Genomic DNA, 19,486 nt, shown 5'->3' with positions numbered 1-19,486 from the left:
GATTGCACCTAGTAAAGAAGGGGGTATGATTTAGGAAAAATTTACTGTTCCTTTTACTACAGGTGTTGCTATGAGTATCAAACGTACCTTAATCGCTTCGGCTATCGCTAGCCTTGGTCTGTTCTCGCTTCAGGCATCCGCTACTGAGAAAGCGGATTTAATGATCACAGATGCCATGGTTCTCACTATGAACCAAGATAAAACCGTGTATGAAAAAGGAACGGTAGTGGTTAAGGGCAATCAAATCATTGCAGTTGGCGATCAATCACTGGAGAAACAATACCAAGCGAAGAAAGTACTGAATGTGGATGGCGATATTGTTATGCCTGGCCTTATCAATACCCATACTCACGTCTCTATGACGGTATTTCGCTCTCTTGCTGACGATGTCCCAGATCGACTCCACCGCTATATTTTCCCACTAGAAGCTAAGCTTGTTTCACGTGATATGGTACGTATCGGGGCAAACCTTGGTAACGTCGAAATGGTTAAAGGTGGCGTAACCACTTATGCGGACATGTACTATTTTGAAGATGAAGTGGCAAAGACCGTCGATAAGATCGGTATGCGTGCCATTTTGGGTGAAACAGTGATTAAGTTCCCGGTTGCCGATGCCGCCAACGCAGATGAAGGCATTCAGTACGCCCTTAACTTTATCGAAGAGTACAAAGACCACCCGCGAATCACACCTGCTTTCGCGCCACACGCCCCATATACGAACACCACTGAAACACTGCAAAAAGTGGCTAAGCTATCGCTTGAACACGATGTGCCAGTGATGATTCACTTAGCGGAATCACACCGTGAAGAAGAGAAAATCGCACAACGCTCTGATGGCCTATCGCCTGTTCAATACATGCATAGCATTGGCGCACTGAACAAAAATCTGGTTGGCGCTCACATGATCTTAGTTGATGACGAAGACATCAAACTGGTGAAAGAAGCAGATATGGGCGTCGCACACAACATGAGTGCCAACATTAAATCTGCAAAAGGCGTTTCTCCTGCTCTTAAGATGTACGATGAAGAGGTTCGTATTGGCTTAGGCACTGATGGGCCGATGTCAGGCAACACTTTGAGTACTATTGATGAATTCAACCAAGTGGCTAAAGTACATAAACTGGTTAACAAAGATCGCGCGGCAATGCCGCCAATCAAAGTAATTGATATGGCGACCATGGGTGCAGCTAAAGCGCTGCATATGGAAGACAAAATCGGTTCTCTTGAAGCTGGCAAACTGGCAGATATCATTGTCATCGACACTAAAGCACCAAATATGGTGCCAGTCTATAATCCGTACTCGGCTTTGGTTTACTCAGCAAACTCAGGCAATGTGCGTCACTCAATTGTTGATGGAAACGTACTGATGCAGGATCGTAAAATGCTCACTGTCGATGAAGAAGCGATTCGCAAAGAAGCACTTGAATTCACTAAAGTGGTTCGTGAGACAGTGATTGAATCTGGTGAAGTGGTCCAATAACCGCAGGCTAGTAATAACAATGCCCAGCAAGTGCTGGGCATTTTTGTATTTTCGCAACCGACCGAGTGCAGTAAGTCAGGTGCATTTAAACCATTTAGCAGTTACCAGAAGGTATCGCGCTTTTTCGCTCTTGCGATAATGTTCTGAGGCATGCGCCTCTCTAAGCCTTGCCTTAACACACTAATGCGTTTGTGTACCCGCTGATCAGCAGTGACTGAATTATAAAGCCAGCGATAGGCATCTTCATAGTCAAGCGGACTACCATAATCACGTAGCAGCAGTTCTGCTAAGTGAATACGCGCATTTAGATTGCCCATAGCCGCCGCTTCACGCAAGTAAGGAATCGCGCGCTCCTTATCTTGCTGAACTAAGGTGCCACGTGAGTAGTAACGACCAATCTGCTCTAGAGCAGCTGGCAAACCTTGGTGGGCAGCATTTTCCATGTAGTAGAGACCTAGCTCTACATCTTGATTGACACACACGCCCCATGCCAACATATCTCCGTATAAAAATTCATACGCAGGTAAGCTGATTCGAGTCGCACGAGCCACAATATCTTCAACAAGCTGACAGTTATCGGCTTTTACACGCTCTAAATGTTGGTTGTTGTTGATGAGTTTAATTAGTTCGGCTTCGGTATATATAGGTATTGGCTCACCGATATCAGGCAATTCATTTGCCTGTACCCATGAGGCACTTAACGCCAACACCATCGAAGCAGCTAATTTTCTTAGCTTCATTTTCTGCACTCTTAACTTCGACCATTGATGCTTTTTCGTCAACATCAGATTTGCCGCAAACACGGCAAGCTTGATACTAGTATCGGCAATCAATGCTAACTCTTTAATCAAAATTGCCGTTCTATGGCAAATTGTTGCCGTAAGTTAAGGGGATCGCAAGAAAAATTGGTTATAAAAAAACCGGCGATAGACGCCGGTTTTTAAAATTGCTGAACAATCAGAGATTAAGCCTGGTAAGGGTGAACCTTAATGATTGTTTCGTTACGGTCTGGGCCTGTAGAAATGATGTCTACTGGTACACCCGTTAGCTCTTCGATACGCTTGATGTAATCTAGAGCTGCTTGTGGAAGCGCGTCTAGCGACTTAGCACCAAATGTTGTCTCAGACCAACCTGGCATAGTTTCGTAGATTGGCGTCGCTTCTTCGAATGACTCTGCAGCCATTGGAGAAACTTCTAGGATAGAGCCATCTTTCATCTTGTAACCAGTACAGATCTTGATCTCTTTTAGACCATCAAGAACGTCTAGTTTAGTCAGACACATACCAGTTAGAGAGTTGATTTGGATTGCACGGCGCATTGCCACTGCATCGAACCAACCTGTACGACGTAGACGACCTGTTGTTGCGCCAAACTCGTGGCCAACATCACCTAGGTGCTTACCTACTGGGTCTTGCTTGTCTAGACCATCGTAAAGCTCAGTTGGGAATGGACCTGAACCAACGCGAGTACAGTAAGCCTTAGTAATACCAAGGATGTAACCGATGTGACGAGGACCAAAACCAGAACCTGCAGCAACACCACCAGCAGTCGTGTTAGATGAAGTTACGTATGGGTATGTACCGTGGTCGATGTCTAGTAGAGTACCTTGAGCACCTTCGAACATTACCTTATCGCCGCGCTTACGTGCTGCGTCTAGTTCGTCAGTTACGTCCATAACCATAGAGGTTAGTAGATCAGCGTAACCCATGCACTGCTCAAGAACTTCATCGTAGCTTACTGTTTCAGCTTTGTAGAAGTGCTCTAGTTGGAAGTTATGGAATTCCATCACTTCTTTTAGTTTCTCAGCGAACATTTCTTTGTCGAAAAGGTCACCAACGCGAAGACCGCGACGAGCAACTTTATCTTCGTAAGCTGGACCGATACCACGACCAGTTGTACCAATCGCTTTAGCACCACGAGCGATTTCACGCGCGTTGTCGATAGCGATGTGGTAAGGAAGAATTAGAGGACAAGCTTCAGAAACGAAAAGACGCTCACGAACCGGGATACCACGCGCTTCAAGAGGCTTCATTTCTTTAAGAAGTGCTTCAGGCGATAGTACAACGCCGTTACCGATAACACATTTTACGTTATCGCGTAGGATGCCTGATGGAATTAAGTGAAGAACGGTTTTTTCACCGTCAATTACAAGAGTGTGACCTGCGTTGTGACCGCCTTGGTAGCGAACCACATACTTTGCATCTTCAGTTAAAAGGTCAACAATTTTACCTTTACCTTCGTCACCCCATTGGGTGCCCAGAACGACTACGTTATTTCCCATCTTTCCAGTATCTGTTGCTAGTTAAAAATGGATTCTAGCACTGAATCACATTTCTTGCAGTCATTTTTTAATCATCTAAGCGTAATACCGCTTAAATAAAGGGGTGACTCAGCTAACGTCGAATTATATCAGCGACTTATAGCACTCTTGGTGGGCTCAAGTCGCTTACTAGCTACTCATCTGCGTAGATTTTCACGCTAAAGCGACCATTTGCGTCGATGCCTGCTCGGTACATGCCACTGCTGTTCATCGCAAAATGGAGCTGTCCTTGGGCATCAACGGCAATCAGACCACCTTCTCCGCCCATCTCTTTGAGCTCACCTTGAATAATCGTCTCACATGCGGTGGCTAAATCTTCTTTCAGGTAACGCATTCTTGCCGCAACATCGCCCGCGACAGTTTGACGAATGAAGAACTCACCCATTCCTGTGGTGGAAACAGCAACATTGCCATTCTCTGCAAATGTCCCAGCGCCGATGATCGAAGAGTCACCTACCCTGCCATATTTCTTGTTAGTCACGCCCCCAGTGCTGGTTGCCGCCGCAAGGTTGCCTTGCTGATCCAGTGCTACCGCCCCTACTGTGCCGTATTTCTTATCATCAGGATATTTAGACTCAGACAAAGCAAACAAGCCTTTCTCTTTCATCGATAACAGCTGCTCATAGCGGCGGTCGGTGAAAAAATAGTCCTGCTCGGTGAACTCGTAACCATGCTCGAATGCAAACTCCTCGGCCCCTTCACCAATCAGTAATACATGGTTGCTCTTGTTCATCACCTCGCGTGCAAGCTCGATAGGATTTTTGATATGACGCACACCTGCTATAGCACCGGCATTTTTATCTTTGCCGTGCATGACAGACGCGTCCATTTCAACCATCTCTTTATGGGTTAAGACAGAGCCCTTGCCTGCATTAAAGTTCGGTGAGTCTTCGAGCACTTTAACCGCGGCAACGACCGCATCAAGCGCATCACCCGAATGAGCTAGAATGCTATGCCCAGCGCGAACCGAAGCTTCAAGGTCAGCTAGGATGGAAGCCTTTAACTCTTCGCTCATTTGATCACGTAATATAGTTCCGGCTCCGCCATGAATGGCAATTGAGAATGGTTGAGTCATCGACGGCTCTCCTAACAACGAGTTGACTGATAAGTTAATAACAAAAAAGGCGTTTCCCGTACAGCGGGAAACGCCTTTTACAATCTAGTTCTAAGCTAACGGATTAGTGAGAACCGCAGCTACCGCCACCGCAGCAGCCATCTTTCTTCTCTTCACCGTGATCATGGCCTTCGCCACCACAACAACCACCTTCGTGATCGTGGTCGTGACCACAGCCACCAGCTTGGTGAACATGACCGTGCTCAACTTCTTCTGCTGTCGCTTCACGTACCGCTACAACTTCAACGTCGAAAGTCAGTGTTTGACCCGCAAGCATGTGGTTACCATCAACAACCACTTCGTCGCCATCCACTTCTGTCACTTCTACAGGGATTGGACCTTGGTCAGTATCCGCTAAGAAACGCATACCTACTTCGATTTGCTCAACACCTTGGAATACATTTGCAGGAACACGTTGTACAAGTGCGTCGTTGTGCTCACCGTATGCTTCTTCTGGAGAAACGGTTACAGAGAACTTAGCGCCTGCTTCCTTACCTTCCAGTGCTGTTTCAAGACCAGTGATTAGGTTGTTGTTGCCGTGTAGGTAATCTAGTGGCGCATCAGCCGTAGACTGATCAACAACAACACCGTCTTCCAATTTCACTTGGTAAGCAAGGCTTACAACTACGTTCTTTTCAATTTTCATATTTACTCCAAGGAGAATAAAGGACCTTAGCCCAAACTAAGGTCTATAAACTTTCTACGGGGGTATTATGGGGATGATTTATAGAAACACAATCAATCGGGCTTAAAAATGCCGATCATTTCTTGACCGCCATGCTCTGTTTTCTCAACGGACTGAGGCTGACGTTGGTCTTGGTGACCACATTCAACACATTCTACTAACTCAATATTGTTCTCTATCCACCAGCGCAAAGTGTCTTGTGCTGAACACTTTGGGCAACTGGCGCCTGCGATAAATCTTTTCTTCATTGTACAACTCAGTTATTGGGGTCTAGTGACCTAAATTAATCCCAGAAGTTTTTGGCTTGTTGATCGCTCTCGATTTCTCGACCAAATATCTCTTCCAGTTCTTTGCGGGCTTCTTTGGCTCTTTGGGCCAATTGTTTGTCATCATTGTGCTGAGGAAGCAATTCTTTGAGCATAGCATTATCGAGCTTTCTAAAATGCGCTTCCGCTCGCTTTGCTTGATACGGATGCATGCCTAAATTGATTAAGGTTTGACGACCAAGATCTAAGGCACCCAAGAAGGTTTCACGCGAGTAGTTGTCTACCCCATGGCTCAGAAGTTGATAAGCTTCGACGCGGCTTCGAGCACGTGCGAGCAGTTTCAAATCAGGGAAATGGGTTTGGCACAGCTCAATAATCTTCATGATTTCATCTGGCGAGTCAGTACAGATAACCATGGCCTCTGCTTTATCTGCCCCAGCCGCGCGCAGCAAATCGAGCTGAGTTGCATCACCATAAAAAACTTTATAGCCATATTTGCGCAGCAACTGGATCTGGCTGGCATCACTTTCCAACACGGTCACTTTGATCTTATTGGCATACATCAAACGGCCAATAATCTGACCAAAACGACCGAAGCCTGCAATGATGACTCTTGGCTGCTTATTAATGACATCGCTGCGCAGCGCTTCGACCGATTCTGCGTTTAGGCCACGGGCATACCATTTGTTTTGTGCCATCAGCAGCAGCGGCGTCGTCACCATAGACAAACTGACGACCACTAACAAAAAGGCGGTTTGTTCTTGGTTGATTAAGCCTTCGCTGCTCGCGGCAGTGAATATAACGAAAGCAAACTCACCACCTTGGCTTAGTATTGCTGCCATCTTGCTGCGAGCTTTAGCGCTGCTGCCCGCGAGTCGTGCTAGAAGGTAAAGAATCAGCCCCTTAACGATAACTAACCCGACAACAGCGGCTAATATTGTGAAAGGCTCTAAAGCAAGTAAGCCAAGATTGACCGCCATGCCAACAGCAATGAAGAACAGTCCAAGCAACAAGCCTTTAAAAGGTTCAATCGCTATCTCAAGTTCATGGCGATATTCGCTCTCTGCGAGTAACACGCCCGCCAAGAAGGTGCCAAGTGCCATGGATAGACCAAGGTGTTTCATTAACAAGGCGATGCCAATGACCAACAGCAGTGCCGCAACTGTGAACAACTCTCTGACACCGCTGAGCACCACATAGCGAAACAGAGGCCTTAGTAGGAAGTGACCACCTACCAGCAGCCCGCCGACACCGCCTAGCATCCACAACGCATCGAGCCAGTTACCTGCTGTATTCCCGGCTAAGACCGGAAGAATCGCAAGCATAGGAATGACAGCAATATCTTGGAACAGCAGAACCGCAAAACCAGACTGTCCGGTCTCGCCACCGGCTAACCCTTGCTCTTCGATGACTCGCAAGGCGATAGCGGTAGAAGAAAGCGCTAAGCCCATGCCAATCACAAGACTGGTTTGCCAAGACGTTCCTGCCAGATAAGCAACACAAGACAATACCAAAGTAGTGACAACAACTTGCGCCCCGCCAAGCCCTAATATCGGGCCTTTCATTTGTAGCAGCTTTTTCGGGTTCAGTTCCAAACCGATCAGAAACAGCAGCAGAACAACACCAAACTCAGCAAAATGGAGGATGGCTTCTACATCGCGGATCAACCCTAGTCCCCAAGGACCAATAGCGACGCCCGCAAGCAAATAGCCCAGCACTGAGCCAAGACCCAATCGCTGAGCAAGCGGCACGGCAATAACCGCAGCCGTCAGAAAGATCACACTACTCTGGAGAAAATCACTTTCAAGCGCCATTCCCACCCCCTACTACTTGTTCAGTATAGGTTAGCAATGGATTATTCAGCCATTGACGATAGGTCTCTGCATGTTGATAGCGTTCCATTTCACTGACATTGCGTGCCCAATAAAGCACCAGTGGCTCAATCCACTCCATCTGACACAGCGCGGCAGTAAGCTCAAACGGCTGCAGAATTTCATCGAGCGGATAGCGGTTGTAACCGGAGCGCCCAAAAGCTTCTTCTTTGCCTCCGGTGGTAATTACGCTGCGCCAGTATTTTCCTTTCAGCGCTTCTCCCTTGCCGTAGGCGAACCCCTTACCGAGAACGCGATCGAACCACTCTTTAAGCAAAGCGGGGCAAGAGTACATATAAAGAGGATGGTGGAACACAATCACATCGTGTTCTTCAAGCAATTGCTGCTCAGCCGGTACATCAATAAAAAAATCTGGGTAGTGTGCATAAAGATCGTGCACGTGGACGTGATCAAGCGATTCAATCTTCTTGATCATCATTTGATTAGCCACAGAAGTTTGTGACTCTGGATGGGCGTAAAGCACCAACACTTTAGGCTTGTCGGATGATAAACTCTGCATTCCTTCGACAGCAATCCTTAATGTTATGAATAGCCAGTTATGACTGTTTTTATTGCTATTTATCGTTATCAGTTTGTTATACGTTGTTAGTGGCAATAACGCAACGATCGACATAACTCGTTAACTGCCCTACTATTCGTCGCAATACGAGCAAAGACAAAGCAAAAGATTATGATTACCTTCTCTGGCATCCAGCTTCTTCGAGGTGGCAAACCACTTCTAGATCAAGCTTCGGCGACCATTCATCCAGGCGATAAAGTCGGTCTAGTCGGCAAAAACGGTTGTGGTAAGTCAACCCTATTCGCCCTAATCAAAGACGAACTCTCTATTGACGCAGGTAACTTCAGTAAGCCGGCGCACTGGGAAATGGCTTGGGTGGCACAGGAAACCCCTGCACTAGAGCGCAGTGCTATTGAGTATGTCATTGATGGTGACCGTGAATACCGCCGCTTAGAATCAGAACTGGAGACAGCAGAGCAACAGGATAAAGGTACTTTGGTCGCCGAAATCCATGGCAAGATTGAAACCATTGGTGGCTACAGTATTCGCGCACGCGCCGCAGAACTGCTCGATGGTTTAGGTTTTAGCCAAGATCAGATGAGCTGGAATCTCACTCAGTTTTCTGGTGGTTGGCGTATGCGCCTTAACCTTGCACAAGCACTGCTTTGTCGCTCGGATCTTTTGCTACTCGATGAACCAACCAACCACTTAGATCTTGATGCTGTTATGTGGCTCGAACGCTGGCTACAGAACTACCCTGGCACGCTTGTGCTTATCTCTCACGACCGTGATTTCCTAGATCCTATCGTGGGTCGTGTTATTCATGTCGAAAACCAGCAACTCAATGAGTACACAGGCAACTACTCTTCGTTTGAAGATCAACGCGCGCAAAAACTCATCTTGCAGCAAGCTCAATTTGAAAAGCAGCAAAAGCAAATGTCGCATATGCAGAGTTATATCGACCGCTTCCGCTATAAAGCCTCAAAAGCTCGCCAAGCACAAAGCCGTATCAAAGCCCTTGAGCGCATGGAAAAAGTGCTACCTGCTCAGCTTGATAACCCGTTCAGTTTCCAGTTCCGCGAACCTGACGCATTGCCAAACCCAATCATCATGATGGATGAAGTGTCAGCGGGCTACGGTGACAATCTGATTTTAGAAAAGATTCGCCTTAACCTAGTCCCTGGTAGTCGCATTGGCCTGCTAGGTCGCAATGGTGCGGGTAAATCAACGCTCATCAAATTACTCTCGCGTGAGCTCATTCCTCAAGGCGGCGATCTAACCTACTCGCAAGGCGTCAAAATTGGCTATTTTGCCCAGCACCAGTTGGAAACGCTGCACCCTGAAGAAACGCCACTGCAGCATATGATGCAAATCGCCCCAGATAAGAACGAGCTTGAACTGCGTAACTACCTAGGCAGCTTTGGCTTCCAAGGCGAAAAAGCGCTAGAAAAAGTCGCACCATTTTCTGGTGGTGAGAAAGCACGCTTAGTACTGGCTTTAATCGTATGGCAAAAGCCTAATCTGTTGCTTCTCGATGAACCAACTAACCACCTTGACCTGGATATGCGTCAAGCGCTCACGATGGCTCTGCAAACCTTTGAAGGTGCCATGGTGATTGTTTCGCACGACCGCTACTTGTTACGTGCAACCACAGATGACTTGTATCTTGTACATGACCGCCAAGTTGCACCATTTGATGGCGACCTAGCTGATTACTACAAGTGGTTGACGGAACAACAAAAAGCCGATCGTCGAGAGGCTCAAGCTCAGCAACCTGAAAAGAGCTCTGTGAATAGCGCGGCGGCAAAGAAAGATCAAAAACGTCGTGAAGCCGAGTTCCGTAAGCAAACGGCACCAATTCGCAAAAACCTGACAAAACTTGAAGAAAAAATGGATAAGTTGGGCGTTAAACTTGCGGAAGCAGAAACGCAATTATCAGATAACTCACTTTATGATGCCGAAAATAAAGCTAAACTTAACGAAGTGTTAGCTATTCAGGCCAATAGCAAAAGTGAGCTAGAAGATGTCGAAATGGAATGGATGGCTCTACAAGAAGAGCTAGAGAATATGGAGCAGGAGTTCAATAGCCAATGAGTTCAAAGCACGTCGCTATTTCTTTAACACTGGAACGGTTGTGGCAATTTAGCTTGCAGTACTACAGTGTGCGAGAAGTAAAAGAGGCGTGCCTCCATCTACAAAATCATTTCAAAGGTAACGTTAACCTACTCCTGTTGCTTAAATGGCTTGATGAGCAGCAGGTCTGCTTTCAAGAGCAGGACTGGCACAAGGTTGAAGAATGCCTTGGGCGCTCAGAAGCCTTACTGCACAGTTACCGCGAGCTAAGACGAAAACTCAAGCTCCACCTCCCAGATACCTTGTATCGTGAATCACTGCAATTTGAGCTGCAATTAGAAAAGCAGCAGCAATCTGATCTGGTCGATTGTATCAACAGTATTGAACTTACAGTGAATCACGCTGAGCCCCTTACTTTACGTTACTGCCGCCAATTAGGCGGTGAGCAGCTGTATGAGGCTTTTGCTGAACCTATCGATGATATCGCCAATCTATAAGCCCTAAGCTTTGGAACCGTTATGACTCATTTTGTTGCCGCTAAAGGATTAGCCAACCCACACCTACAAACGCTTGCTCCGCGCTTTATTCGCAAAAAAGCCCTGTTTGAACCAATCTGGCAAACTTTAGATACTCCGGATGGAGACTTCCTCGATATCGCTTGGAGTGAAGATATCAATGGCAAGTCAGCCAAAAGCAAGCCGATTTTTGTTTTGTTCCACGGTTTGGAAGGATGTTTCTACAGCCCGTATGCTAATGGTTTAATGGACGCTTTTGCAAAGCAAGGCTGGCTGTCAGTGATGATGCATTTTCGTGGCTGTAGCGGTAAACCCAACAAACTTGCTCGCGCCTATCACTCAGGTGAAGTGGAAGATGCCCGCTTCTTCCTTGAACATCTTGATTCGCTGTTTCCGCACCAAACTAAAGTCGCGGTAGGAATTTCTCTTGGCGGCAATATGCTGGCCAACTACCTCGCCAAGTACAATCAAGATCCATTGCTTGATGCCGCCACTATAGTGTCTGCGCCACTCGACCTGTCTGCCTGCTCTGAGCGCATCGAACAAGGCTTTTCCAAGCTGTATAAAAACTATCTCCTGTCATCATTGAAGAAAAGCGCACTGCAAAAGCATCAACTGCTGAAAGGAGAGCTTGGATTGAGCTATCAAAACATCAAACGCGTGACTAAACTGTACGAGTTTGATGACCTAATCACCGCCCCACTGCATGGCTTCAAGGACGCGGAAGACTATTATCAGCGCTGCTCGGGCATTCATCGCTTGAAAGAGATCACCCTACCCACACAGATCATCCATGCGAAAGATGATCCGTTCATGACTGACGCTGTGATTCCGAAATATGTCTTGCCAGATAACATTGACTACCGACTGTTTGAACAAGGTGGGCATGTTGGTTTTGTGACCGGCAGTGCGTTAAAGCCGAGGTTTTGGCTCGAAGAGGCACTACCCGCATACTATGAAAGTTTGGCTCTCTCCGCGTAGCCAATCACCTTGGCCTAAATCATAAAATAAAGAGGTATTTATGATCGTTCCATGGCAACAAATCGAACCTACGACACTAGAAAATCTCATTCGTGAGTTTGTCCTGCGTGAAGGGACAGACTACGGGGATATCGAGGTCTCGCTGCAAGACAAAATCGACCAGATACGTACCCAGTTGGAGTCAGGGGAAGCCGTTGTTGTCTTCTCTGAACTGCACGAGACCGTCGATATTCAACTCAAACGAAAGTTTTAGTACTTTAACGCATCGCATACAGTGACTGACCACTAAAGCGTGCTATAGTGGTTTTCGTTTAAAGGATTAGATTACGACAAGGTTTGTCATGTCAGCAAAACACCCGATTATTGCGGTCACTGGTTCCTCTGGAGCTGGTACCACAACGACTTCTGAAGCTTTCCGCAAGATGTTCAATATGATGGACGTCAAACCCGCCTGGGTTGAAGGCGATAGCTTCCACCGCTTTACGCGCCCTGAAATGGATGTCGAAATCCGAAAGGCACGTGAGCAGGGTCGCCATATCAGTTACTTTGGCCCTCAGGCGAACGACTTCAATGGACTTGAAGAGTTCTTCCGCAAGTACGGTCAAGAGGGCGTCGGTCAAATCCGTCGTTACCTGCATACGTTCGATGAAGCGGTTCCATACAACCAAATGCCAGGCACCTTTACACCTTGGCAAGATCTGCCAGAAAACTCCGACGTCCTGTTTTATGAAGGTCTGCATGGCGGTGTTGTCGATGGCGAGGTTAACGTATCACAGCATGTTGATTTTCTAATTGGCATGGTGCCTATCGTTAACCTAGAGTGGATTCAGAAATTCGTTCGCGATACTCGCGATCGTGGTCACTCGCGTGAAGCGGTGATGGACTCTATCGTCCGCTCCATGGATGACTATTTGAACTACATTACCCCGCAGTTTTCTCGTACTCATATTAACTTTCAACGTGTCCCTACCGTCGACACATCTAACCCGCTTAACGCCAAAGGCATTCCGAGTTTAGATGAGAGTTTTGTTGTTATCCGATTACGAGGCATTAAAAACGTAGATTACCCATATCTACTGGCAATGATAGATGGGGCATTTATGTCGCGTCATAACACGATTGTTGTCCCTGGCGGTAAGATGAGTTTTGCCATGGAGCTAATCGTTAAACCGATACTTCAACAGCTCATCGAAACGGGCAAAATTGGTTAATACCCACAGCTAGAACACGATTACTTTTCATACCGTGATCATGTGCACAGTTTTGCGTACTAAAACCCCAGTTGTACCCGATTAAAATCAAGAAATCGTTTTCGAAAAAGGATACTATTTCTTACCGAAACACAAGTTGGCTTGCAGCATTTGTAAAGTGCTCTTATCCTAGTAGGTCTTGATTAAGGCTTAGCTAAAATATGGAAAGCGGCAAGCGTACCCTGCAGAGGAAGTGAGATATTATGGTTCTAGGTAAACCTCAAACCGACCCAACATTAGAGTGGTTTCTTTCACATTGTCATATTCATAAGTACCCTTCAAAAAGCACGCTAATTCACGCGGGCGAGAAAGCTGAAACTTTGTACTACATCGTAAAAGGCTCAGTAGCGGTTCTTATTAAAGACGAAGAAGGTAAGGAAATGATCCTTTCTTACCTAAACCAAGGTGACTTTATCGGTGAACTTGGTCTATTCGAAGAAGACCAAGAGCGTACAGCATGGGTTCGTGCTAAATCTCCTTGTGAAGTTGCGGAAATCTCATTTAAGAAATTCCGTCAGCTTATCCAAGTGAACCCAGACATCCTAATGCGCTTATCTGCGCAAATGGCAAGCCGCCTACAAGTGACTAGCCAAAAAGTAGGTGACCTAGCATTCCTAGACGTAACTGGCCGTATTGCTCAAACGCTACTAAACCTAGCGAAGCAACCAGATGCGATGACTCACCCAGATGGCATGCAGATTAAGATCACTCGTCAAGAAATCGGTCAAATCGTTGGCTGTTCTCGTGAGACAGTAGGTCGTATCTTGAAGATGCTAGAAGAGCAGAACCTAATTTCTGCACACGGTAAAACTATCGTGGTTTACGGTACTCGTTAATTTCGATTAACCGCTAAAATTTTAAAAGCCACCAATGGAGACATTGGTGGCTTTTTTATCGAGAATCGAGAATCGAGAATCGAGAATCGAGAATCGAGAATCGAGAATCGAGAATCGAGAATCGAGAATCGAGAATCGAGAATCGAGAATCGAGAAAATTATGACTGATTAAGGACTCGTTCTGTCAACACCTTGTAGACATAAGGCCCTATCGCCTCACTACTAGCTCCCACCTCTCGAAGGACGAAGTCCGATCTCGACTCTCGCAGGGCGAAGCCCGAATCTCGCATCTACTCTCTACCCGTTAGTACTCTCGAAGATCTTATCAGCAGAAGCTGCAACAAACCCTGGATAAAGTTCACCGTTGCTCATTGGGTAGCGCTTAGCAAACTCGTAGAAACCGCCAGGGATAATCTCTGTGCCTTCAGTGAAGGTTACCGCTACTTTATCCGCCATCGTTGAAGATTGCTCTAGCAGCACATCAGGAGACCCCTTCACTTCGCCACCAAACTCATTGATGGTAAAGCCGGAATCGCGTAGGTGATCATTGACACCTTTCACTTCTTCAAAAGCGTTAAGCTGATTGACGCTAACCGTAAAGTGGTTGGCGCCATAACCATGTGCTGCCAGCCAAGAAGCGTACTCACTTTCTTTCGCTAACGTCTGGAAGTCAGCAAAGCTAATGTCCCACAAACGACCGCCACACAAGAACTCATGACCTTTTAGCTTACTGGTGTCCAATTGCTCGACAAGCTTAGCGACAATAGCTTGTAGCTCGGCAGAACACTCTTCAACCTTCAATTCACTGATGAACACTTTTGGCTGTTTTGGGTCTGGGTGCTCATAATGCTTGGCAACAAGCTTTTTGCTTTCAAACACATAGTCACCGCATGGCTTGTAGCCTACGTCTAAGAATGGTTGTGCAAGGGTCGCAATGCCCAGAGGTTCTACATTGAAAGTGCGCAGAGCAATGTGGTCATTGATCAGCGCTTCGTCTTCTTGCAGAAGTTGGTGGACTTGTTCAGCAGAGGGACATAAGCGTTGAATATAGTCATTCCATAACTGTTGGAATAAAACATCTGGCGTCATAACGCCTCCTTGTAGGGGTGGTTTACGTAAATGGAGTATGAGTAGTTATCTGTTTAATTATAAAAAAGGCCATCTAACCAAATGTGTCCAGAAAGTTTGATCAGATAGCCTTCAGCCTGTGACGTTTCAAATGCCTCCCGGCTCGGGGAGGCGAGAAGGGAATTCCCTAAAATTTATCGTTTTTTATAGTTCAACACCTGGGCTTAGCGTTGCAGGAAGAAGTGTTTCTCCTCCTTCCATCGAAGCCATAGGGTAAGCACAGTAATCTGCTGCGTAGTAAGCACTTGGGCGTAAGTTACCTGACGCGCCCGGGCCACCAAATGGCGCATCACCGCTTGCACCAGTTAACTGGCGGTTGCGGTTTACGATACCAGCACGAATATGGTCGACAAAGTATTCCCACTCACCATCGTCAGTAGAAACTAAGCCTGCGGATAGACCAAAGCGAGTGTCGTTGGCTAACTCAACCGCTTTCTCTAGACCTTGATAACGCACCACTTGCAGTAGTGGGCCGAAGTACTCTTCATCTGGCAGCTCAGCAATTGCTGTGACATCAATAATGCCCGGTGTTACAAATGCAGCTTCTCCGGCTTTAGCTTCAATTAAGCTCTCGCCACCTAGCTTTTGTAGATTTGCTTGAGCAGCAAGAATAAAGTCAGCAGCCGCTTTAGAGATCTGCGGGCCCATAAATGGTGCTGGCTCAGCAAATGGCTGATCGACACGAATCTTATTGGTTGCTTCCACTAGCTTGTTGACCAGTAAGTCACCTTTATCACCAACTGGAACATACAAACGGCGTGCACAAGTACAACGTTGACCCGCACTGATAAACGCAGATTGAATGATTGTGTAGACGGTCGCGTCCAACTCTCCGTAATTTTCAGAGATCACCATTGGGTTGTTGCCACCCATTTCTAGCGCGAGCATCTTACCCGGTTGACCAGCAAACTGCTTATGCAGGATATGACCTGTATTCGCGCTACCTGTGAATAGCACGCCATCTAAGCCTTTAGAATCAGCCAACGCAATACCGGTTTCTTTAGCACCTTGCACTAGGTTGATCACCCCTTTCGGCAGACCAACTTGATCCCACAGTTTCATGGCAAACTCACCGGTTAGCGGCGTTTGCTCTGACGGCTTAAATACCACGGTATTACCTGCCAGTAGCGCAGGTACGATGTGACCGTTTGGTAGGTGTCCTGGGAAGTTATATGGGCCAAACACCGCCATGACGCCTAATGGGCGATGACGAAGGACGATTTGGTTACCTGCGGCTTCACGCTGAGCTTCACCAGTACGGTCATGGTAAGCTCGAATTGAAATCGCAATCTTACCTGCCATTGCCGCTGCTTCAGTACGAGTTTCCCAAATTGGCTTACCGGTTTCTTTGGCGATGATTTCTGCGATTTGTTCGCTGTTCTCTTTTACCTTTTCAGCAAAAGCGAGAACGATCGCTTCACGCTCAGCAAAGCTTAATTTTTTCCAGCCAACGAATGCACTGCGTGCCGCTGATACCGCTTGCTCAACTTGCTGCGGTGTTGCGCTGTCGCCTTGCCAGATAACTTCGTTGTTGTATGGGCTTTGTGAGTTCATCGACTCACCTTGACCTGCAACCCATTCGCCAGCAATCCAATGTGTCATAGCTTGTTCCTTCACATTTTCCTTAATACAAAGCTCTATTGAGCCAACATGCGAACGAATTCGCCTTCGTTAACTTTGAGGGCATTCGCCACTTCAGGAGACAAAATCACTGACTCTGAAGCCTGATCGTAAGCCGCTTTCGCCGCAGTTGCGCGGAAGTCTTCAAACGACGTGTTTGAGATCAAGTAGTCTTGAGAACTGGTGTGTTCCGCGATAGTGACTTTCGCTCTGAATGAGTGACGAACTGACTCGATATTGCGTACATCACACTCAACCGTTGGGCCGCCATCAAAGATGTCGACGTAGTTACGACAAGTGAAACCTTCTTTTTCCAACAGGCGTAAAGCAGGTTTGGTGTTTTCATGCACTTGACCAATCACCTCTTGGGCCTCTTTGCTCAATAGGTTGATGTAGATTGGTAGCTTAGGCATCAGGTCAGCAATAAAGCCTTTCTTGCCGATACCAGTGAGGTAATCTGCCATAGTGAAATCAATCGAGAAGAAGTGCTCTTGTAGCCATTGCCAGAATGGTGAGTTACCTTCTTCATCCGATACACCGCGCATCTCAGCAAAAACCGTTTTCGAGAATCTTTCAGGATGCTCTGCCATCATTAGAAAACGACACTTCGACATCAAGCGGCCATTCAAGCCCTGACGGAAAGAAGGTCTTAAGAACAGAGTACAAATTTCACTACAACCGGTGTAGTTGTTACCGAAAGTCAGTAGCTTAACCACGTTATTCACACCCAGTTTTGGCGATGAGTGAACGACGGTACTGATATGGTAAGAGTAAAAAGGTACATCCCAACCAATGGAAGCTTCAATCCCCGTACAACCAGCGACTTCGCCAGTCTCATTATCAAAGCCAACCATGAGATAGCCTTCATCACCCGGCTCGTTTACGTCCGGCTTGGTAAAGCTATATTCTGAATGGGTAATACGATTGGTTAACAGTTCTTCGTTAACCGGTAGAGATGTAAATCCGTGACCCGATTCCACTGCGCATGTGTGCAGCGCATCGTAATCCGACATTGCGATAGGGCGAACAACCAGCATCAAAACTCCCTCCTGATACAAGATACCAATGCTACCGATCATCTGTCTGTTCTTGCTGGTTAAAATCGCTGATAACTACGTTGTAGCTCTTGAAGTTAGGCCCGCTAGCTCGCTGTAAGCTACGCCTTGTTCTAAGCGATTTTTCCTACGCAACTACCTGAACAGATGACCGATAGCACTGGTATTGGGGACCTATTAGTGAATAGGTTCCCGATTTGTTTTTGTTATTTAACTAGCGTCGCTAGAGCTTTATCTAGTCGCGCAAGTCCTTCGTTAATTTCTTCCGTGCTGATTACTAGTGATGGTGTGAAACGAACTACGTTTGCACCTGCCACTAGAACCATCAGACCTTCTTTACCTGCAGCGACTAACACATCGCGTGCGCGGCCTTGCCACTCATCGTTAAGAGCAGCACCTAAAAGAAGACCTTTGCCGCGAACTTCCGCGAACATGTTGTACTTATCATTAAGTTTGGCTAAGCCTTCACGGAATAGAGCTTCACGCTCTGCAACGCCAGCTAATGTTTCTGGAGCACTGACAACATCAACCACAGCTTCAGCAACCGCACACGCTAGTGGGTTACCACCGTAAGTCGAACCATGAGTACCGACTTTCAGGTGCTTAGATAGCTCAGTAGTAGTTAGCATTGCGCCAATAGGGAAACCGCCACCTAGAGACTTAGCTGTGCTTAGAATATCTGGAGTCACACCCAGACCTTGATATGCGTAGAATTGACCAGTACGACCGTTACCTGTCTGCACTTCATCAAAAATCAGTAGGGCATTATGCTTGTCACATAGCTCACGAACTGTCTGAACAAATTCATCAGTTGGAGAAATGATGCCGCCTTCACCTTGAAGTGGTTCCATCATGATGGCACAAGTGCGATCTGAGATATGCTCACGAAGTGCTTCAACATCATTGTATGGCAAGTGAGTGACATCACCTGGCTTAGGACCAAAACCATCAGAGTAAGCCGCTTGGCCGCCAACAGTTACAGTGAAGAAAGTACGGCCATGGAAGCCTTGTTTAAAAGCGATGATTTCAGATTTTTCTGGACCAAACTTATCTGCTGCATAACGACGCGCCAATTTCAGAGCCGCTTCGTTTGCCTCTGCACCTGAGTTAGCAAAGAAAACTTTCTCCGCAAAGCTCACTTCAGTAAGCTTTTTAGCGAGACGAAGCGCAGGCTCGTTAGTCATTACGTTACTTAAATGCCACAGCTTTTGACCTTGTTCAGTTAACGCATTCACCATTGCAGGGTGACAATGACCTAAACAGCTCACGGCGATACCACCAGCAAAGTCGATGTATTCCTTACCTTGCTGATCCCAAACGCGAGCACCCTCGCCTTTTACTGGAATCATTTCCATTGGGTTATAACAAGGTACCATTACCTCATCAAACAAACCGCGTTCTACGTTATTTTCTACAGTCATTGCACATTCCCTCTTGATACCGCATGCATAGCGAATATGGTGTCCTTACTTCTATTCAATGAAATAAGATATTGTTTTGCTATTAAGCAATCACGGCATTGTATTTACATTTAATTAACCATTTCAATAGTGATTTATTCTTTTTAGTGCCCACTGCGGAGTCTGATAGTCACTACCTATGCGTATTTATGCATCACGCCTCTACTTTTATGAAGCAATATATTCTTATAGCTACGATAAGCTATGGTTAATCATAGTCCGGATAAGGGCTCTAGCGTAGACGCGACAAACTCTGCGCATACTTTTTCACAAAATATCCGCAAGGTGAATTATGAAGGAAATGTTAAAAAT

18 protein-coding genes are annotated in these 19,486 nt (G+C 46.5%); 7 read left to right on the top strand and 11 right to left on the bottom strand.

Translation table 11 applies throughout. The features are described from left to right. Positions 1-70: 70 nt before the first annotated feature. Positions 71-1,480 carry an amidohydrolase gene (locus AC6R16_RS21845; protein ID WP_500675722.1) on the top strand — a complete coding sequence of 470 codons (1,410 nt, stop codon included), beginning with the start codon at positions 71-73 and terminating at the stop codon, positions 1,478-1,480. A 101-nt stretch (positions 1,481-1,581) separates the two neighbouring features. Here AC6R16_RS21845 and motX read toward each other — a convergent pair whose 3' ends face one another. The 7 genes from motX to kefG form a co-directional block, all read right to left on the bottom strand. Then, complete coding sequence (gene motX / locus AC6R16_RS21840) at positions 1,582-2,220, bottom strand: flagellar protein MotX (RefSeq protein WP_004745868.1); 639 nt, start codon at positions 2,218-2,220, stop codon at positions 1,582-1,584. Between the two features lie 224 nt (positions 2,221-2,444). After that, entirely contained in the window at positions 2,445-3,761 is a 1,317-nt protein-coding gene (locus tag AC6R16_RS21835) for an adenylosuccinate synthase (protein WP_004745865.1), read from the bottom strand. Positions 3,762-3,933: 172 nt separating this feature from the next. Next, positions 3,934-4,875, bottom strand: coding sequence for an isoaspartyl peptidase/L-asparaginase family protein (locus AC6R16_RS21830; protein ID WP_500675721.1), 942 nt, complete (start codon positions 4,873-4,875; stop codon positions 3,934-3,936). 103 nt (positions 4,876-4,978) lie between these two features. After that, on the bottom strand, positions 4,979-5,560 hold the full coding sequence (slyD, locus tag AC6R16_RS21825; protein ID WP_004745860.1) for a peptidylprolyl isomerase: 582 nt from the start codon (positions 5,558-5,560) through the stop codon (positions 4,979-4,981). A 92-nt stretch (positions 5,561-5,652) separates the two neighbouring features. After that, the gene (locus AC6R16_RS21820; protein ID WP_004745859.1) at positions 5,653-5,847 is read right to left on the bottom strand and encodes a YheV family putative zinc ribbon protein; all 195 of its coding nucleotides are present in this window, start codon (positions 5,845-5,847) and stop codon (positions 5,653-5,655) included. 35 nt (positions 5,848-5,882) lie between these two features. Next, complete coding sequence (gene kefB, locus AC6R16_RS21815; RefSeq protein ID WP_500675720.1) at positions 5,883-7,679, bottom strand: glutathione-regulated potassium-efflux system protein KefB; 1,797 nt, start codon at positions 7,677-7,679, stop codon at positions 5,883-5,885. Further along, positions 7,669-8,256 (bottom strand): glutathione-regulated potassium-efflux system ancillary protein KefG, encoded by a 588-nt coding sequence (gene kefG, locus AC6R16_RS21810; RefSeq protein WP_004745857.1) that lies wholly within the window; start codon positions 8,254-8,256, stop codon positions 7,669-7,671. The genes kefB and kefG overlap by 11 nt, the downstream gene beginning before the upstream one ends. Positions 8,257-8,427: 171 nt before the next feature. Between kefG and AC6R16_RS21805 the strand changes: the two genes are divergently transcribed. The 6 genes from AC6R16_RS21805 (at position 8,428) to crp (ending at position 13,911) form a co-directional block, all read left to right on the top strand. Continuing rightward, positions 8,428-10,350 carry an ABC transporter ATP-binding protein gene (locus AC6R16_RS21805; RefSeq protein ID WP_500675719.1) on the top strand — a complete coding sequence of 641 codons (1,923 nt, stop codon included), beginning with the start codon at positions 8,428-8,430 and terminating at the stop codon, positions 10,348-10,350. Then, positions 10,347-10,826: a TIGR02444 family protein gene (locus tag AC6R16_RS21800; protein ID WP_004745855.1), complete on the top strand. Its 480-nt coding sequence runs from the start codon at positions 10,347-10,349 to the stop codon at positions 10,824-10,826. The genes AC6R16_RS21805 and AC6R16_RS21800 overlap by 4 nt, the downstream gene beginning before the upstream one ends. A 21-nt stretch (positions 10,827-10,847) precedes the next feature. Continuing rightward, positions 10,848-11,825 carry a hydrolase gene (locus tag AC6R16_RS21795; RefSeq protein WP_500675718.1) on the top strand — a complete coding sequence of 326 codons (978 nt, stop codon included), beginning with the start codon at positions 10,848-10,850 and terminating at the stop codon, positions 11,823-11,825. Positions 11,826-11,865: 40 nt separating this feature from the next. After that, entirely contained in the window at positions 11,866-12,078 is a 213-nt protein-coding gene (locus AC6R16_RS21790; protein WP_239852084.1) for a YheU family protein, read from the top strand. Between the two features lie 88 nt (positions 12,079-12,166). Then, positions 12,167-13,036: a phosphoribulokinase gene (locus AC6R16_RS21785; protein WP_004745852.1), complete on the top strand. Its 870-nt coding sequence runs from the start codon at positions 12,167-12,169 to the stop codon at positions 13,034-13,036. Positions 13,037-13,278: 242 nt separating this feature from the next. Then, the gene (gene crp, locus AC6R16_RS21780) at positions 13,279-13,911 is read left to right on the top strand and encodes a cAMP-activated global transcriptional regulator CRP (RefSeq protein WP_004410522.1); all 633 of its coding nucleotides are present in this window, start codon (positions 13,279-13,281) and stop codon (positions 13,909-13,911) included. A gap of 297 nt (positions 13,912-14,208) precedes the next feature. Here the strand turns inward: crp and AC6R16_RS21775 are convergent, their stop codons facing one another. The 4 genes from AC6R16_RS21775 to AC6R16_RS21760 all read right to left on the bottom strand — a co-directional run bounded on the left by AC6R16_RS21775 (position 14,209) and on the right by AC6R16_RS21760 (position 19,135). Continuing rightward, positions 14,209-15,000: a DUF1338 domain-containing protein gene (locus AC6R16_RS21775; protein WP_500675717.1), complete on the bottom strand. Its 792-nt coding sequence runs from the start codon at positions 14,998-15,000 to the stop codon at positions 14,209-14,211. A 183-nt stretch (positions 15,001-15,183) separates the two neighbouring features. Further along, entirely contained in the window at positions 15,184-16,641 is a 1,458-nt protein-coding gene (gene astD, locus AC6R16_RS21770; RefSeq protein ID WP_494505682.1) for a succinylglutamate-semialdehyde dehydrogenase, read from the bottom strand. 35 nt (positions 16,642-16,676) lie between these two features. Continuing rightward, a complete protein-coding gene (gene astA, locus AC6R16_RS21765; RefSeq protein WP_500675741.1) occupies positions 16,677-17,696 on the bottom strand; it encodes an arginine N-succinyltransferase in 1,020 nt (339 codons plus the stop codon). Positions 17,697-17,920: 224 nt separating this feature from the next. Then, positions 17,921-19,135: an aspartate aminotransferase family protein gene (locus AC6R16_RS21760; RefSeq protein WP_004745848.1), complete on the bottom strand. Its 1,215-nt coding sequence runs from the start codon at positions 19,133-19,135 to the stop codon at positions 17,921-17,923. Positions 19,136-19,486 lie beyond the last annotated feature (351 nt).

Source organism: Vibrio sp. R10-SG3-ISO10, assembly GCF_059834185.1.
Note: the sequence above shows the minus strand (reverse complement) of the source record. Positions and strands in the feature narration are given on the sequence as shown.

Excerpts from the sequence above, each read along its gene's own strand:
- astA (WP_500675741.1), bottom strand. The coding sequence starts at position 17,696 with ATGCTGGTTGTTCGCCCTATCGCAATGTCGGATTACGATGCGCTGCAC.
- AC6R16_RS21830 (WP_500675721.1), bottom strand. The coding sequence starts at position 4,875 with ATGACTCAACCATTCTCAATTGCCATTCATGGCGGAGCCGGAACTATA.
- slyD (WP_004745860.1), bottom strand. The coding sequence starts at position 5,560 with ATGAAAATTGAAAAGAACGTAGTTGTAAGCCTTGCTTACCAAGTGAAA.
- AC6R16_RS21775 (WP_500675717.1), bottom strand. The coding sequence starts at position 15,000 with ATGACGCCAGATGTTTTATTCCAACAGTTATGGAATGACTATATTCAA.
- crp (WP_004410522.1), top strand. The coding sequence starts at position 13,279 with ATGGTTCTAGGTAAACCTCAAACCGACCCAACATTAGAGTGGTTTCTT.
- AC6R16_RS21790 (WP_239852084.1), top strand. The coding sequence starts at position 11,866 with ATGATCGTTCCATGGCAACAAATCGAACCTACGACACTAGAAAATCTC.
- AC6R16_RS21805 (WP_500675719.1), top strand. The coding sequence starts at position 8,428 with ATGATTACCTTCTCTGGCATCCAGCTTCTTCGAGGTGGCAAACCACTT.
- AC6R16_RS21835 (WP_004745865.1), bottom strand. The coding sequence starts at position 3,761 with ATGGGAAATAACGTAGTCGTTCTGGGCACCCAATGGGGTGACGAAGGT.
- AC6R16_RS21800 (WP_004745855.1), top strand. The coding sequence starts at position 10,347 with ATGAGTTCAAAGCACGTCGCTATTTCTTTAACACTGGAACGGTTGTGG.
- kefG (WP_004745857.1), bottom strand. The coding sequence starts at position 8,256 with ATGCAGAGTTTATCATCCGACAAGCCTAAAGTGTTGGTGCTTTACGCC.
- AC6R16_RS21785 (WP_004745852.1), top strand. The coding sequence starts at position 12,167 with ATGTCAGCAAAACACCCGATTATTGCGGTCACTGGTTCCTCTGGAGCT.
- AC6R16_RS21760 (WP_004745848.1), bottom strand. The coding sequence starts at position 19,135 with ATGACTGTAGAAAATAACGTAGAACGCGGTTTGTTTGATGAGGTAATG.
- astD (WP_494505682.1), bottom strand. The coding sequence starts at position 16,641 with ATGACACATTGGATTGCTGGCGAATGGGTTGCAGGTCAAGGTGAGTCG.
- AC6R16_RS21845 (WP_500675722.1), top strand. The coding sequence starts at position 71 with ATGAGTATCAAACGTACCTTAATCGCTTCGGCTATCGCTAGCCTTGGT.
- AC6R16_RS21795 (WP_500675718.1), top strand. The coding sequence starts at position 10,848 with ATGACTCATTTTGTTGCCGCTAAAGGATTAGCCAACCCACACCTACAA.
- motX (WP_004745868.1), bottom strand. The coding sequence starts at position 2,220 with ATGAAGCTAAGAAAATTAGCTGCTTCGATGGTGTTGGCGTTAAGTGCC.
- AC6R16_RS21820 (WP_004745859.1), bottom strand. The coding sequence starts at position 5,847 with ATGAAGAAAAGATTTATCGCAGGCGCCAGTTGCCCAAAGTGTTCAGCA.
- kefB (WP_500675720.1), bottom strand. The coding sequence starts at position 7,679 with ATGGCGCTTGAAAGTGATTTTCTCCAGAGTAGTGTGATCTTTCTGACG.